Origin of the sequence: Mycoplana azooxidifex (assembly GCF_014196765.1) — a bacterium.
Classification (GTDB): Bacteria; Pseudomonadota; Alphaproteobacteria; order Rhizobiales; family Rhizobiaceae; genus Mycoplana; species Mycoplana azooxidifex.
The window spans coordinates 82,432-96,701 of the sequence record NZ_JACIEE010000001.1; the positions used below are offsets into that span (position 1 = coordinate 82,432).

The 14,270-nt window shown below is 65.1% G+C and carries 12 protein-coding genes; 7 read left to right on the forward strand and 5 right to left on the reverse strand.

The features are described from left to right. Positions 1 to 256: 256 nt before the first annotated feature. The 6 genes from GGQ64_RS00395 to GGQ64_RS00420 all read left to right on the forward strand — a co-directional run bounded on the left by GGQ64_RS00395 (position 257) and on the right by GGQ64_RS00420 (position 8,371). Positions 257 to 2,140 (forward strand): peptidylprolyl isomerase, encoded by a 1,884-nt coding sequence (locus tag GGQ64_RS00395; protein WP_183797742.1) that lies wholly within the window; start codon positions 257 to 259, stop codon positions 2,138 to 2,140. A 21-nt stretch (positions 2,141 to 2,161) separates the two neighbouring features. Further along, positions 2,162 to 3,184, forward strand: coding sequence for an anthranilate phosphoribosyltransferase (gene trpD, locus GGQ64_RS00400; protein ID WP_183797744.1), 1,023 nt, complete (start codon positions 2,162 to 2,164; stop codon positions 3,182 to 3,184). 9 nt (positions 3,185 to 3,193) lie between these two features. Continuing rightward, positions 3,194 to 4,009, forward strand: a complete 816-nt coding sequence (trpC, locus tag GGQ64_RS00405) for an indole-3-glycerol phosphate synthase TrpC (RefSeq protein WP_183797746.1) — start codon at positions 3,194 to 3,196, stop codon at positions 4,007 to 4,009. Beyond that, positions 4,009 to 4,506: a cyclic pyranopterin monophosphate synthase MoaC gene (moaC, locus tag GGQ64_RS00410; RefSeq protein WP_183797748.1), complete on the forward strand. Its 498-nt coding sequence runs from the start codon at positions 4,009 to 4,011 to the stop codon at positions 4,504 to 4,506. Before trpC ends, moaC begins: the two co-directional genes overlap by 1 nt. A 2-nt stretch (positions 4,507 to 4,508) precedes the next feature. Then, positions 4,509 to 5,747 (forward strand): molybdopterin molybdotransferase MoeA, encoded by a 1,239-nt coding sequence (locus GGQ64_RS00415; RefSeq protein ID WP_183797750.1) that lies wholly within the window; start codon positions 4,509 to 4,511, stop codon positions 5,745 to 5,747. 686 nt (positions 5,748 to 6,433) lie between these two features. Next, positions 6,434 to 8,371, forward strand: coding sequence for a M10 family metallopeptidase C-terminal domain-containing protein (locus GGQ64_RS00420; RefSeq protein WP_183797752.1), 1,938 nt, complete (start codon positions 6,434 to 6,436; stop codon positions 8,369 to 8,371). Between the two features lie 93 nt (positions 8,372 to 8,464). On the opposite strand, the gene GGQ64_RS00425 is transcribed toward GGQ64_RS00420, so the two are convergent. The 5 genes from GGQ64_RS00425 to cysG all read right to left on the reverse strand — a co-directional run bounded on the left by GGQ64_RS00425 (position 8,465) and on the right by cysG (position 13,452). Then, positions 8,465 to 9,277 (reverse strand): ferredoxin--NADP reductase, encoded by an 813-nt coding sequence (locus GGQ64_RS00425; RefSeq protein WP_183797754.1) that lies wholly within the window; start codon positions 9,275 to 9,277, stop codon positions 8,465 to 8,467. A 220-nt stretch (positions 9,278 to 9,497) separates the two neighbouring features. Beyond that, a complete protein-coding gene (locus GGQ64_RS00430; protein WP_183797756.1) occupies positions 9,498 to 9,998 on the reverse strand; it encodes a DUF934 domain-containing protein in 501 nt (166 codons plus the stop codon). 14 nt (positions 9,999 to 10,012) lie between these two features. Then, on the reverse strand, positions 10,013 to 11,683 hold the full coding sequence (locus GGQ64_RS00435) for a nitrite/sulfite reductase (protein ID WP_183797758.1): 1,671 nt from the start codon (positions 11,681 to 11,683) through the stop codon (positions 10,013 to 10,015). 10 nt (positions 11,684 to 11,693) lie between these two features. Then, on the reverse strand, positions 11,694 to 12,011 hold the full coding sequence (locus tag GGQ64_RS00440; protein ID WP_183797760.1) for a DUF2849 domain-containing protein: 318 nt from the start codon (positions 12,009 to 12,011) through the stop codon (positions 11,694 to 11,696). A 1-nt stretch (position 12,012) separates the two neighbouring features. Next, positions 12,013 to 13,452, reverse strand: a complete 1,440-nt coding sequence (cysG, locus tag GGQ64_RS00445; protein WP_183797762.1) for a siroheme synthase CysG — start codon at positions 13,450 to 13,452, stop codon at positions 12,013 to 12,015. Between the two features lie 209 nt (positions 13,453 to 13,661). On the opposite strand from cysG, the gene GGQ64_RS00450 reads away from it, so the two are divergent. After that, positions 13,662 to 14,249: a nucleoside deaminase gene (locus GGQ64_RS00450; RefSeq protein ID WP_183797764.1), complete on the forward strand. Its 588-nt coding sequence runs from the start codon at positions 13,662 to 13,664 to the stop codon at positions 14,247 to 14,249. The last annotated feature ends 21 nt before the right edge of the window (positions 14,250 to 14,270 follow it).

Sequence of the window (14,270 nt, forward strand, 5' to 3'; positions counted from 1 at the left end):
ATCTTGCGCAATTCATCAATTATTTCAGAAACAGGTCCTTTGCCGGCAAATGAAAATCGTCCGGAACTGGCCTGTTTGCGCCCTCGCGCAATTTCAGCTGCGGAACGGCACGTGGGGCGCCTGTGAGCCGCCGTCTTCGACGCGTCCTGTCGCAGGAACGAAACGCCCCAACCATCGGACTTCTAATCCCCGAAACTTTCCGTTATGAGACGGTTTCCGACCGGCCCAGGCGCCGTACCAGCGAGGAATGCGATATATGCTCGAGACTTTGAGAAAAGGCGCCCAGACCTGGGTTGCGAAAGCCCTCATGATTGTCCTGGTGGCCTCCTTCGGCGTCTGGGGTGTCTCGAGCTCGCTCATGACGGGAACATCCAACGCGGTCGTGACCGTAGGCGACGTCAACGTCTCGGCCACCGACTTCCGCCTGGCCTACGAGCGCCAGCTCTCCGCCCTTTCGCAGCGCTTCGGCACCCGCCTGACGAGCGAGCAGGCCCGCGCGTTCGGCCTCGAGAACCAGGTCTATGCCGAGCTCGTCGCCGGCGCAGCACTCGACCAGCTTTCCAACGACATGAGCCTCGGCCTCAGCGAGGATCGCCTGGCGCAGCTGATCGCGGAAGATCCGGCGTTTCGCGGACCGAACGGCCGCTTCGACCGGGTCGCCTTCTCCTCCATTCTGCGCAATGCCGGGCTTCGCGAGAACGACTACATCAACAATCGCAGCCAGGTCGCCGTGCGCAGCCAGATCGTCGAGGCGATCTCCGACGGATACCAGGCGCCGCAGGCTCTGACGGACGCGATCCGGCAGTACCGCAACGAGGCGCGCACGGTCGACTACCTGCTGCTGTCGAACGCCAACATCGATCCGGTCAAGGCTCCGGCCGATGACGTGCTGTCGGCCTGGTTCGAGCAGAACAAGGCGAAGTACCGCGCTCCGGAATACCGCAAGTTCGTCTATGTCGCGCTGTCGCCCAAGGACATCGCCGATGCGTCCGCAATCGACGACGCGGCACTGCGCGAGGAATTCGAGCGGACGAAGGACAAGTATCGGACGGCTGAGATGCGGACCGTCCAACAGCTGACCTTCCCCGATCGCGCCGCCGCCGATGCCGCCGCAGCCAAGCTCGCCGCCGGCACGACGTTCGATGCGCTGATCGCCGAACAGGGCAAGACCGCAGCCGACGTCACGCTCGGTGAATTCACCAAGGCGACGATGCCCGAACAGACGCTGGCCGAGGCCGCATTTGCCATCCCTGCGGATGGAGGCACGTCGCCTGTCATCGACGGCATCTTCGGCCCGGTGATCGTGCGGGCGACGAACATCCGCCCGGAGGCCACCAGAGCCCTCGAGGACGTTAAGGAAGAGTTGCGCAACGAAATGGCGCTGACCCAGGCGAGCGACGACCTGATGGCCATCCACGACCGCTTCGACGAAGCCGTCGCCAACGGCGCCACCATCGAGGATGCCGCAGCCCAGGCCAACCTCAAGCTGGTCACGATCGAGGCCGCCGACAACACCGGCAAGGGCCAGGACGGCGAAGAGATCGCCCTTCCCGAACAGGCCGGGCTGCTGGCTGCGGTGTTTGCAACGGACGCCGGCCTGGAGAACCCGCCGGTCAACTACGGCCGTGACGGCTATATCTGGTACGAGGTGCGCGACATCGTGCCGGATCGGGACCGCACGCTCGACGAGGCGCGCGACAGCGTCGTTGCCGACTGGACCGCCGAGCAGCAGCGCGAAGCCCTCGGCAAGAAGGCCGCCGAAATCGCCGAGCGCATCCGCAAGGGTGAGAAGATGGCCGACATCGCCGCAGACATGGGCATCGCCGTCGAAAACAAGGCCGGGCTGATCCGCGGCGCCGAGGACATCACCCTGAGCCCGGCGGCGGTCACGGCAGCCTTCGGCGGACCGGTGGGCCATGTCGCCAACGCGCCGGGCATCGGCGGCGAAGGCCAGGTCGTCCTGCAGGTGACGGAAGTCAACAGCGACGCCATGGGCGACGCGCTCGCAAATGCCGACCAGCAGATCGAGGCAATCGCCCGCGCCAGCGGCGACGATATCCTCGACCAGATGGTCTCCAGCCTGCAGACCTCCTACGGCGTGTCGATCAACCGGTCGCTGGCCGAGCGCAGCATGCAATGACAAGGCGGGAAAACGGATCACATGTCTGACCTGAAACCATTCATCGCCAAGGTCGCCACGGGACAGCCGCTGGACCGCGAGGAGGCGCGCGGCGCCTTCGAGATCATCATGTCCGGTGCCGCCACCCCTTCGCAGATCGGCGGCTTCCTGATGGCGCTGCGCGTTCGCGGCGAGACGGTGGACGAAATCTACGGCGCGGTGAGCTCTATGCGCGCCCGCATGCTTCCGGTTTCTGTCCCCACTGACGCGATCGACATCGTCGGCACGGGCGGCGACGGGGCCGGCACCTACAACATCTCGACGCTCGCCGCCGTCATCGTCGCAGGCGCTGGCGTGCCAGTGGCCAAGCACGGCAACCGCGCGCTGAGTTCCAAGTCGGGCACCGCGGACGCGCTGTCCTGCCTCGGCGTCAAGCTCGATATCGGCCCGGATGCGATTTCGCGCTGCGTGGCCGAAGCGAGCCTCGGCTTCATGTTCGCCCAGCTCCATCATCCGGCGATGAAGCATGTCGGCCCCTCGCGCGTCGAACTCGGCACGCGCACGATCTTCAACCTGCTCGGGCCGCTCTCGAACCCCGGCAGCGTCAAGCGGCAGCTCGTCGGCGTCTATGCCGAGCAATGGCTGGTGCCCGTCGCCGAAGTGTTGCGCGACCTCGGTTCCGAGCACGTCTGGGTCGTCTACGGCTCCGGCCTCGACGAGATTACCACCACGGGATCGACCAGGGTCGCAGCGCTCGAGGACGGCAGGATCCGCACCTTCGAACTGACGCCTACGGATTTCGGCCTGCCGCAGGTAACGCTCGATGCGATCCGCGGCGGCGACGGCGCCCACAATGCCGAGGCATTGCTGTCGGTCCTCGGCGGAGCCGAGACGGCCTATCGCGACATCTCGCTCGCCAATGCCGCCGCCGCCCTCATCGTCGCCGGCAAGGCGGGTTCGATCGGCCAGGGCATGGAGATCGCGCGCGCCTCGCTCGAGAGCGGCAGTGCCGGTACCGCACTCGGCAAGCTCGTGGCGGTTTCCAACGCCGCCGATCAGGGGTAGGCTCGCTCCATGACCGACATCCTCAAGAAGATCGAAGCCTACAAGCGCGAGGAAATCGAGGCCGCCAAGGCAGCCGTTCCGCTTTCCGAGCTGCGCGCGATCAGCCGCGACCAGGAGCCGCCGCGCGGCTTTTTCGCCAGTCTCCTCAACAGGAAGGCGCAGGGCGCCTTCGGACTGATCGCCGAAATCAAGAAGGCCAGTCCCTCCAAGGGCCTGATCCGTCCGGATTTCGATCCACCGGCGCTGGCGAAAGCCTACGAGGCCGGGGGTGCTGCGTGTCTCTCCGTGCTGACCGACAGCCCGAGCTTCCAGGGTGCGCCGGAGTTTCTGACCCAGGCGCGCGCCGCCTGCGGCCTGCCGGCGCTGCGCAAGGACTTCATGTTCGACACCTACCAGGTCCAGGAAGCCCGGGCCTGGGGCGCGGACTGCATCCTGCTCATCATGGCCTCGCTTTCGGACGACGACGCCGAACGCCTGCAGGACAGCGCCTTCTCGCTCGGCATGGACGTCCTCATCGAGGTGCATGACGAGGCGGAGATGGAGCGGGCGCTGACGCTGAAATCCAAGCTTGTCGGCATCAACAACCGCAACCTGCGAACCTTCGAGGTCGATCTCGCCGTCTCCGAGCGGCTTGCGCGCATGGCGCCCGACGATCGCCTGCTGGTCGGCGAAAGCGGGATCTTCACCCATGCCGACTGCGGGCGCCTGAAGGCATCCGGCATCTCCACCTTCCTCGTCGGCGAGAGCCTGATGCGGCAGGAGGATGTAACGGCGGCCACGCGGACTCTCCTCACCGGCAAGCCCTCCATGCTGGCTGCGGAATGATGGCGGGCGAACGCGGCGGACTGACCCATATCGACGCCTCCGGCGAGGCGAACATGGTCGATGTCGGCGACAAGGCCGAGACGGTGCGGATCGCCGTCGCCGAAGGCTCGGTGCGGATGCGCCCGGAAACGCTGAAGCTGATCCTCGAAGGCAACGCCCGCAAGGGCGACGTGATCGGCACGGCACGGCTGGCCGGCATCATGGCCGCCAAGCAGACTGCCAGCCTCATACCGCTCTGCCACCCGCTGATGCTCACCAAGGTCTCCGTCGACATCACCGAGGACGCAGACCTTCCCGGCCTGCGCGTCGAGGCGATGGCGAAGCTGAGCGGGCGCACGGGGGTCGAGATGGAGGCGCTGACGGCCGTGAGCGTCGCCTGCCTCACGATCTACGACATGGCCAAGGCCGCCGACAGGGAGATGGAGATCGGCGGGATCCGTCTCGTCGCCAAGTCCGGCGGGCGTTCGGGAAATTATCGACGCAGGGAGCAGGATTGAACATGTCGCTTTTGCCGGTCGAGGATGCGCTTGAACGCCTGTTGAAGGCAGCCCGTCCACCGGCCAGAAGCGAGAGCGTGCCCCTGCACGAGGCCTGCGATCGCGTGCTGGCTGGCGATGTCGCCGCCCGCCTCACCCAGCCCCCTTTCGACAATTCGGCGATGGACGGCTATGCCCTGCGCCACGAGGACATCGCCGAGCCCGGCGCCACCTTGCGCGTCGTCGGCCGGTCCGCCGCGGGCCATGCCTTTTCCGGGACCGTGGGCCCCGGCGAGGCGGTGCGGATCTTCACCGGCGCGCCGCTCCCCGCCGGCGCCGATACGGTGCTGCTGCAGGAAGACGCCGAGACGATCGGCGACGACCGCATCCGCAACACCTTCCTGCCGCAGCGCGGCCGTCATATCCGCCCGCGCGGCCAGGACTTCGAAGAGGGCGAGGTCGTGCTGCGGGAGGGCCAGACGCTGGATTCGGGAAGGCTGACGGTCGCAGCCGCGATGAACCATGCGGTCCTCAACGTCTATGCCCGGCCGAAGGTGGCCCTGCTTGCGACCGGCGACGAACTCGTCCCACCCGGTTCTGCCCTCGGCCCCAGCCAGATCGTCGCCTCCAACAGCTATGGCGTGGCGGCGCTCGCCCGCGAGGCCGGCGCCGAGGTGATCGATCTCGGCATTGCCGCCGACGACCCCAATGCGATCATGGATGCCGTCGATTGGGCGAAGGCCTGCGGCGCGGACGTGCTGGTGACGCTCGGCGGCGCCTCGGTCGGAGACCACGACCTGGTGCAGCCGGTGCTGGTCTCTGCCGGCATGGAGCTGGACTTCTGGCGCATTGCCATGCGGCCGGGCAAGCCGCTGATGGTCGGCCGCCTTGGCGGCATGCAGATCCTCGGCCTTCCCGGCAACCCGGCGTCCTCCTTGGTCTGCGCGCTGCTGTTCCTTGAGCCGCTCGTGCGCAAGCTGTCGCGCCTGCCGGCCGTCGACCGGCGCACGTTTGCGCTCACCGGAAGCGCGCTTGCGGCCAACGACCACCGGCAGGACCATCTTCGCGCGACGGTGAGCGTCCGCGACGACGGCGCGCTAGTGGCCACGCCGTACGACAAGCAGGATTCGTCGATGATGAAGGTGTTCGCGGCCGCAGATTGCCTTCTCGTCCGCCCGCCGCATGCGGAACCGGCCGAAGCCGGGGATCCTTGCGAGATCCTCCTGCTCCGGCCGTCGCCCACTAACCGTCAATTCCCTTGACCGTCATTTCCCGGCGCTACCAGCCGCAACCTGAACCCGGACCTGCCCGTGCCGATTTCAGCACGGCCAGTTGAAGACCTGATGATGCCTGCATGACGCCCACGCTGCCGGCGAACTCGCCGGGCGATGGCCACGACCGAACAGTGCGTGCTTTCTGCCGCCAGTCCGCATCGTCTGCTGCGCATTTGATTTTGTCACCCTCGAGACATCAACGTTTCAGCACGAAAATCCAATGTCCGCGCTGCAGAAAACATTTTCATCGAGGCAAACGGAGACGATAGCGCGCGCGGGGCCATACGGCTCTATCCACTTGAAGGAGACCGGCATTCGGTCGTCGGAACCGTGGGCGCAGCCGGGGACGACGAGCTCTTGCGGGCATTGCCTTCCTTCCTTGCCATGAGACGGGCATATTCTGCCGCTATCGCCTCCTTCGCGTTCGGTCCCCCGACATCCTGCCTCGGCATGGGACCACCTGGCGGCGCTTTGGCCGCGAAGTCCAGCGGGAGAACTTCCACCATGGCAACCACGACAGACCGCGCGAAGTCTTCGAAGACCGGTCCGCACCGTCATCCGGCTTGCGTCGAATCTCGTTAGGCGTCACGAGTTGTTGAAGCTTCTCCGATACACGCATACCGGCAATGCCCGCTGACGACGAACTTTCCACGATACCGAGCAAGGACATCTGAATGACAGGCATCAACAAGAGCACCAAGACCGTTTCGGCAACCGGAAACAACGTCATCGACGCAGTCCTCGGCGAGACGGCCTGGAGCGGTGCCGTCACCTATGCGTTCCCGACGAGCAAATCGGCCTATGGCTATTCGGAGTATGAGCCGAGCCAGGGATTCGGTGCGGTCTCGGCCAAGGTGAAGGCAGCCGCGCTCTTTGCGATGGAGCAGTCCTACGGCTCCAGGGCCAATGACGGCTTTTCGGTGGAAGGCTTCACCGGCCTCAATCTTTCTGCGGGTTCCCAGGCGAGCGCAAATCTGCGCTTCGCCAAGTCGACCTACGACAACCCGACGGCAAAGGCCTACTTCCCGGGGGACTACGACGAAGCCGGCGATCTCTGGCTCGGCAACGGCAGCAACCTGAGCAGTCCGCAGGCCGGCAACTACGGCTGGCACACGCTGATGCACGAACTCGGCCACGCGCTCGGCCTGGAACATGCCCACACGGACGAAGGCTTCGGCAAGATGCCCTCGTCTCACGACAGCGTCGAATATTCCGTGATGACCTACCATAGCTATAAGGGTAGCATCTCGCAGAAGTACACCTATGAGGAGTTCGGCGCACCGCAGACCTTCATGATGGCCGACATCGCAGCACTGCAGCGCATGTACGGTGCCGACTTCACGACGAATGCCGGAAACACGACCTACAAGTGGACACCGGGTAGCGGCAAGACCTACGTCAACGGCGACGTCGCCATCGCACCCGGCGCCAACCGGATCTTCGCGACGATCTGGGACGGCGGCGGCAAGGATACCTATGACCTCTCCGCCTATTCGGACGGCGTCGACATCGATCTTGCTCCCGGCTCCAGCTCCGAATTCAGCGACAGACAGCTTGCCTATCTCGGCGACAGTCATTTCGCCGGCGGCAACATCTACAACGCCATGCTCTACAAGGGCGACACGCGCTCCCTCATCGAAAACGCCAAGGGCGGCTCGGGTGCAGACACCATCAAGGGCAACCAAGCCGCCAACACGCTGACCGGCAACAACGGCAACGACAAGCTCTACAGTCTGACCGGCAACGACAAGCTCTACGGCAACAGCGGCAAGGACACGCTCGACGCCGGAGGCGGCAACGACGTGCTTCTCGGCGGGGCGGCCGGTGACAGGCTGATCGGCGGCACCGGATCGGATACCGCATCCTATACGACCGCGCGCGCCGGTGTGACGGCGAGCCTCTCCAAGCCCTCGATCAACACCAACGACGCCGCCGGCGACACCTACTCCTCGATCGAGCAGTTGCTGGGCTCCGCCTATGGCGACAAGCTGACCGGCAACAGCACCGCCAATCGCCTGAGCGGCGGCAAGGGCAACGATACACTCGACGGTGGGGGCGGCAACGACACGCTGGTCGGCGGCGCCGGAGCCGACAGGCTGATCGGCGGCAGCGGCAGCGATACCGCGAGCTACCAGACGGCATCCGCCGGCGTGACCGTCAACCTCGGCTCGCGCTCGGCCAACACCGGCGACGCCAAGGGCGACAGCTACTCCTCGGTCGAGCACCTGCTCGGGAGCAACTATTCCGACAACCTGACGGGCAACAGCGGCGCCAACCGCATTTTCGGCGGCAACGGCAACGATGTGCTCAAGGGCGTCGACGGCCACGACGTCCTCGACGGCGGCAAAGGCAACGACATGCTCTTTGGCGGCAAGGGCAACGACGACTTCGTCTTCGGCAAGGGCTACGGAACAGACACGGTCCAGACCTTCACCGATGGCGTGGACCAGATCGATCTGCGCAGCTACGATTTTTCTTCCGCCTCGTCGGTGCTCAGCAAGGCGACCCAGGTCGACGACGACGTCCGCTTCAAGTTCGCGGCCACCGATATCCTGGTCCTGAAGGAATTCGATATCGCCGATCTCGGCGCGAACGACTTCATCCTGGCCTGACGGCCGCAACTCCGGCAGCTTGTTGCCGGGAAACACAAAAGGGGCGATGCGCGCGGCATCGCCCCTTTCTATGACCATGCGGTCGCGCCGGCCTCAGTCGACGAAGGCACGCTCGATGACGAATTCGCCGGGCTTGCTGTTGGCGCCCTCGGTGAGGCCTGCCTGTTCGAGCAGAACCTTGGTTTCCTTCAACATGGCTGCCGAGCCGCAGATCATCGCGCGGTCGACCGCCGGGTCGAAGGGGGCGACGCCGAGATCGGCGAACATCTTGCCGTTGCTGATCAGGTCGGTGATGCGGCCCTGGTAGGGGAAGGCCTCGCGGGTGACAGTCGCATAGTGACGGAGCTTGCCGCCGACAACTTCCGACAGAAGCTCGTCCTTGGCGATTTCCTCGACCAGGTCGAAGCCGTACTTCAGTTCCGAGATTTCGCGGCAGGTGTGGGTGAGGATCACCTCGTCGAACTTCTCATAGGTCTCCGGGTCGCGGATCAGGCTCGCGAACGGCGCAATGCCGGTGCCGGTGGAGAACATGTAGAGGCGCTTGCCGGGGGTCAGCGCGTCGAGCACCAGCGTGCCTGTCGGCTTCTTGCGCATCAGCACGTGGTCGCCCTGCTTGATCTGCTGCAGGTGCGAAGTCAGCGGGCCGTCCGGAACCTTGATGGAGAAGAACTCCAGTTCCTCGTCCCAGGCCGGGCTCGCGATCGAGTAGGCGCGGTAGACCGGCTTGCCGTCGACCATCAGCCCGATCATGGCGAATTCGCCCGAGCGGAACCGGAAGCCGTCCGGACGCGTCATGCGGAAGCGGAAGAGGCGGTCGGTATAGTGCTGTACGCTCGTCACCGTCTCGGCATAGACGCCGGCGGGAACGGTGGCTGCGAGTTCTTCAGTCTTTGCGGGCGCGTTCATGCGTGGTCGGTTCCTGCGGTCTCTACTGAATGTCGCCTAGGCAGATATTATACTGCGGTTGCCGACGGAAGGCATCGCTTTCCAAAGGAAGCCGCCATGCGAAATTTGCATTCCATCGGTCGCCGTGCGGTTGCACCCCTCATATAATGTGCGACGCAGCAAGAAGAAAGGCCCGCCTCGGTTTCGAGCCGGAAAACGGGCCCTGTCGCGACAATATGCGTCAGCCGACGCGGCGCCAGCTGTAGGATTTCGCGTCCACCGATGGGCGCGCGGTCGGCTGGTAGTGGTTGTCGATCCCCGGCAGGCGGTTTTCCGAAAGCCGCTTCAAGGCCGTTGCGTTCGTCACGGCAAAGCTGTCGATGCCGCAGCGAAGCATCAGCGGGATATGGTCGATCAGCACGTCGCCCACTGCCCTCACCTCGCCTTCGTAGCCGAGACGCGAGCGCAGCAGCGAGGCATGGCTGAACGCCCGCCCGTCGCTGAAGGCGGGGAACGCGACGGCAACGAGCGCGATGCGATCCAGGTGGCCGGCAAGCCGCCGCACGTCGTCGGCAGGCTTGACGAGGACGCCGAAGCCCCCGTCATCGCCTTCGGCGACCCGGGCGAGAAAATCATCGATGCCGATGATCGCCTTTTCGTTCGAGCCCGCCTTGGTGTCCTCGTTCTCGACGACCCACGGGTCGTCGTTGACGAAGCCGGTTTCCTTCCAGATTCTCGTCATGGTGCGCCCCTCCCTCAAGCCGCTGCCGCAGCGTTGCCGTAGAGCGCGTGCTTGAACGGCTGCGGGCCGACGCGGCGATAGGCTGCGAGGAAATTTTCCGATTGGTCGAGCCGGAGGCCGAGATAGGTATCGACGATCACCTCGATCGCATCCGTGACCTTCTCCGGCTCGAAGCCGCGGCCGATGATCTCGCCAATCGACGTGTTCTCGTCGCCGGAACCGCCAAGCGTGATCTGGTACAGTTCCTCGCCCTTCTTCTCGACGCCGAGCAGACCGATATGGCCGACGTGATGATGCCCGCAGGCATTGATGCAGCCGGAGATCTTGATCTTCAGTTCACCGATCTCGGCCTGCCGGTCGGCCGAGGCGAAGCGGTTGGAGATTTCCTGCGCCACGGGAATGGAGCGGGCATTGGCAAGCGCGCAATAATCCAGCCCCGGACAGGCGATGATGTCGGTGATCAGGCCGGCATTGGCCGTCGCCAGCCCGGTCGCGACCAGCGCCCGGTAGATCGGCTCCAGATCAGCCAGCGCCACATGCGGCAGGATCAGGTTCTGCTCGTGGCTGACGCGGATCTCGTCGAAGGCGTATTCCTCGGCGATATCGGCAACGGCCTCCATCTGCTCGTCGGTCGCGTCGCCCGGAATGCCGCCGATAGGCTTCAGCGAGATCGTCACCATGCCGTAGTCGGGGTGCTTGTGCGGCTGGACGTTCTGATGCACCCAGCGGGCGAAATCGGAATCCGCCTTCTTCCACTGCGCCAGGTTCGCCCAGCCCTCGGCGCGCGGTTCCAGCGCCGGCGGCGCGAAATAGGAGGTGATCGCCTGGATGTCGGCGTCGGGCAGCTTCAGCTCGGTGTTCTTCAGTTCGGCAAACTCGACCTCGACCTGGCGCGCCAGCTCTTCAGCGCCGGTCTCGTGCACGAGGATCTTGATGCGGGCCTTGTACTTGTTGTCGCGGCGGCCATGCAGGTTGTACACGCGCACGATCGCGGTCGTATAGGAGAGCAGGTCCTCCTCCGGGAGGAAGTCGCGGATCTTCTTGGCGATCATCGGTGTCCGCCCCTGCCCGCCGCCGACATAGACGGCAAAGCCGGTCTCTCCCTTGTCGTTCTTCTTCAGGTGCAGGCCGATGTCGTGCACCTGGATTGCTGCACGGTCGCGCTCGGCACCGGTAACGGCGATCTTGAACTTGCGCGGCAGGTAGGAGAATTCCGGATGCACCGACGACCACTGGCGCAGGATTTCCGCATAGGGCCGCGGGTCGGCGACCTCGTCGGCGGCGGCACCGGCGAAATGGTCGGCAGTGACGTTGCGGATGCAGTTGCCCGATGTCTGGATCGCATGCATCTCGACGGAGGCGAGATCGGCCAGAGCATCGGGAATCTCCGACAGTGCCGGCCAGTTGAACTGGATGTTCTGGCGCGTGGTGAAATGGCCATAGCCGCGGTCGTACTTGCGCGCGATATGGGCGAGCATGCGCAACTGCCGGCTGTTCAAAGTGCCGTACGGAATAGCGACGCGCAGCATGTAGGCGTGCAGCTGCAGGTAGACGCCGTTCATCAGCCGCAGCGGCTTGAACGCGTCCTCCGCCAGCTCGCCGGACAGGCGGCGGGCGACCTGGTCGCGGAACTGGGCGACGCGGTCATTGACGAAGGCGTGGTCGAATTCATCGTAGCGATACATGTCTGGTCCTTCAGGCCACGACCGAGCGGGTCGCGTTCAGGCCGGCGTATCCGGCTGCATAGGGAATCGTCGGGCCGCCGGCCCGGATGCGCTCGCGCATGCGAAGCGGACGCAGCACGCCGTCGACTTCTTCGACGTCCACGACGTTGACGTCAACCACCTTGTTGTCGGCAAACGCCTGCTTGCCGGTCGCCTCGAGCGCTTCGACGGCTTCCTTGTGGCGCGCCACGAAGGCTTCCTGCAATGACGTGTTCCAGGTGCCTGCGGCATCGAGCCAGACGGATATGCCGTCCGACAGCCGGTTCGCGGTGAGGACCTTGTCTGTCATGTCATGCTCCCAGAGATGCGGCTTCCGCGGTCGCGCGGCTGCGGACGAGCGGAACGGAATGTTCGAAATTGGCGCCTGCGACCGCGTCGCCGATGATGACCATCACGGGGCCGGTCAGTTCGTCGCGATGCTGCAGGTCCGGCAGGTCCTTCAGCGTTCCGTGCAGGAGCCGCCTGTCGGCGCGGCTGGCATTCTCGATGACGGCGACGGTCGTCTCGGCCGGCAGGCCGGCCTGCATCAGCCGCCCTGCCACGGAAGCGGCAACCGTGCGACCCATATAGACCGCGATCGTCGCCCCCGAAACGGCAAGCCGCGCCCAATCGGGAAGAACGGCGCCGGTGAGGTCGTGCCCGGTGGTGAAGACCAGCGAGGAAGCGACCCCGCGCAAGGTCAGCGGCAGCTCGAAGTCCGCCGCAGCGGCAAAGGCGGACGTGATGCCGGGCACGATCTCGTAGGTGATCCCCGCCGCGCGCAGCGCCGACATCTCCTCGGCGGCCCGGCCGTAGACCAGCGGATCGCCCGATTTCAACCGCACGACGCGCTTGCCGGCGCGGCCGAGCTCGACCAGGAGGTCGTTGATCTCCTCCTGCGACTTGGAATGACAGCCCTTGCGCTTGCCTACGGATATCCGCTCGGCATCGCGGCGCCCCATGTCGACGATCGCCTGCGGCACCAGCGCATCGAACACGATCGCATCGGCCTCCATCATCACCCGCTGCGCCCGCAGCGTCAGAAGGTCCTCCGCGCCCGGGCCGGCGCCGACGAGCCAGACATGGCCCTCCACCTTGCGGGCACGGGAAAGAAGTTCCGTGGCCCTGCGTCGCGCCAGTTCCTCGTCGCCGGCGCCGATGGCGTCCGCCACCTGGCCCTGGAAGACCCGGCGCCAGAAGACGCGGCGTGTCACCCCGCGCGGCACCATGGCCTCGACGACCTCGCGATAGGAGGCGGCCAGCGCGGCGAGCCTGCCGAGCGAAGGCGATAGGAGTTGGTCGATCTGGCCGCGAATCATCTGGGCCAGAACCGGCCCCGCCCCTTCGGTCCCGATTGCGACGGCAACCGGCGCGCGGTTGACGAGCGCGGGCGTGAAGAAGTCGCACTGGTCGGGCTGATCCACGGCATTGACGGGAATTTGCAGTTCGCGCGCCAGCGCCGCGATCTCGCGGTCGGCGGCGGCGTCGCCGGTTGCGGCAAAGACGAGAACCGCTCCGGCCAGCACGTCCACTGAAACCGTCGCAGCGACCACCTCGATCTCTTCGGCCTTGAGATAGCGGGTAAAATCGGCGGCCGGCTCGCGAGCCACGACGACGATATCGGCATCGGTGTTGCGCAGCAGCCGGACCTTGGCGTAGGCCTCGTCGCCGCCACCCACGACCACCACCCTCTTTCCGCTGACGCGGAAAAAGGCGGGAAATACCGAAAGCTTGTTGCTGGCCTGCTGCATCTCATGGTCCGGTTCGATTGAGCCGCAATATCGCCAATACGGGACAAAATTTAAAGGAACAGAAATTCGCAGCCCATTGGGGCGGCGTATTCTTTTGCTCGCCTCTAGGGCATTTCGAGCAAATATCTCCGATGGGCTCTTGCCCCTTGCGTCCATGCGCGCCGCCCCGCTAAAGGTTGGCGCGGATCATCACCAGCGAGGAACGCGCCATGGATCAAGCTGCCCTGGCAGGACGCCTGCTCGACGTCATCGAGAAGGATATTCTCCCCTTGACGAAAAAGGGCGTCGCCGCCGGAAACAAGATCTTCGGCGCGGCGATCCTGCGCAAATCCGATCTCTCGCTCGTGATCGCCGAAACGAACAACGAGACGGAAAACCCGCTCTGGCACGGCGAGGTTCATACGCTGAAGCGCTTCTACGAGCAGGCGCAAAAGCGCGATCCGAAGGACCTGGTCTTCCTGTCCACCCACGAGCCCTGCTCCATGTGCCTCTCGGCGATCACCTGGGCAGGTTTCGACAATTTCTACTACTTCTTCACCCATGAGGATTCCCGCGACGCCTTCGCGATCCCGCATGATCTGAAGATCCTGAAGGAAGTCTTCCGGCTGGAACCGGGCGGCTATGCCAAGACCAACGCGTTCTGGCGGTCGGCTGCGATCGGAGACCTGATCGCTACGGCTGAGGAACCCGCGAAGACCGAACTGAAGGCGCAGGACGCACGTATCCGCCGCGCCTACGACGCGCTGTCGCAGACCTACCAGTCCGGCAAGGACGAAAACACGATCCCGCTCAACTGAGCGACAGACGGAGTGGAGCGC

What these genes read in the sequence shown, in the direction of transcription:
- cysG (WP_183797762.1), bottom strand. Translation starts at nt 13,452, where the DNA reads ATGCAGCAGGCCAGCAACAAGCTTTCGGTATTTCCCGCCTTTTTCCGC.
- GGQ64_RS00430 (WP_183797756.1), bottom strand. Translation starts at nt 9,998, where the DNA reads ATGACGAGAATCTGGAAGGAAACCGGCTTCGTCAACGACGACCCGTGG.
- trpC (WP_183797746.1), top strand. Translation starts at nt 3,194, where the DNA reads ATGACCGACATCCTCAAGAAGATCGAAGCCTACAAGCGCGAGGAAATC.
- GGQ64_RS00425 (WP_183797754.1), bottom strand. Translation starts at nt 9,277, where the DNA reads ATGAACGCGCCCGCAAAGACTGAAGAACTCGCAGCCACCGTTCCCGCC.
- GGQ64_RS00415 (WP_183797750.1), top strand. Translation starts at nt 4,509, where the DNA reads ATGTCGCTTTTGCCGGTCGAGGATGCGCTTGAACGCCTGTTGAAGGCA.
- GGQ64_RS00435 (WP_183797758.1), bottom strand. Translation starts at nt 11,683, where the DNA reads ATGTATCGCTACGATGAATTCGACCACGCCTTCGTCAATGACCGCGTC.
- GGQ64_RS00420 (WP_183797752.1), top strand. Translation starts at nt 6,434, where the DNA reads ATGACAGGCATCAACAAGAGCACCAAGACCGTTTCGGCAACCGGAAAC.
- GGQ64_RS00395 (WP_183797742.1), top strand. Translation starts at nt 257, where the DNA reads ATGCTCGAGACTTTGAGAAAAGGCGCCCAGACCTGGGTTGCGAAAGCC.
- GGQ64_RS00450 (WP_183797764.1), top strand. Translation starts at nt 13,662, where the DNA reads ATGGATCAAGCTGCCCTGGCAGGACGCCTGCTCGACGTCATCGAGAAG.
- moaC (WP_183797748.1), top strand. Translation starts at nt 4,009, where the DNA reads ATGGCGGGCGAACGCGGCGGACTGACCCATATCGACGCCTCCGGCGAG.
- trpD (WP_183797744.1), top strand. Translation starts at nt 2,162, where the DNA reads ATGTCTGACCTGAAACCATTCATCGCCAAGGTCGCCACGGGACAGCCG.
- GGQ64_RS00440 (WP_183797760.1), bottom strand. Translation starts at nt 12,011, where the DNA reads ATGACAGACAAGGTCCTCACCGCGAACCGGCTGTCGGACGGCATATCC.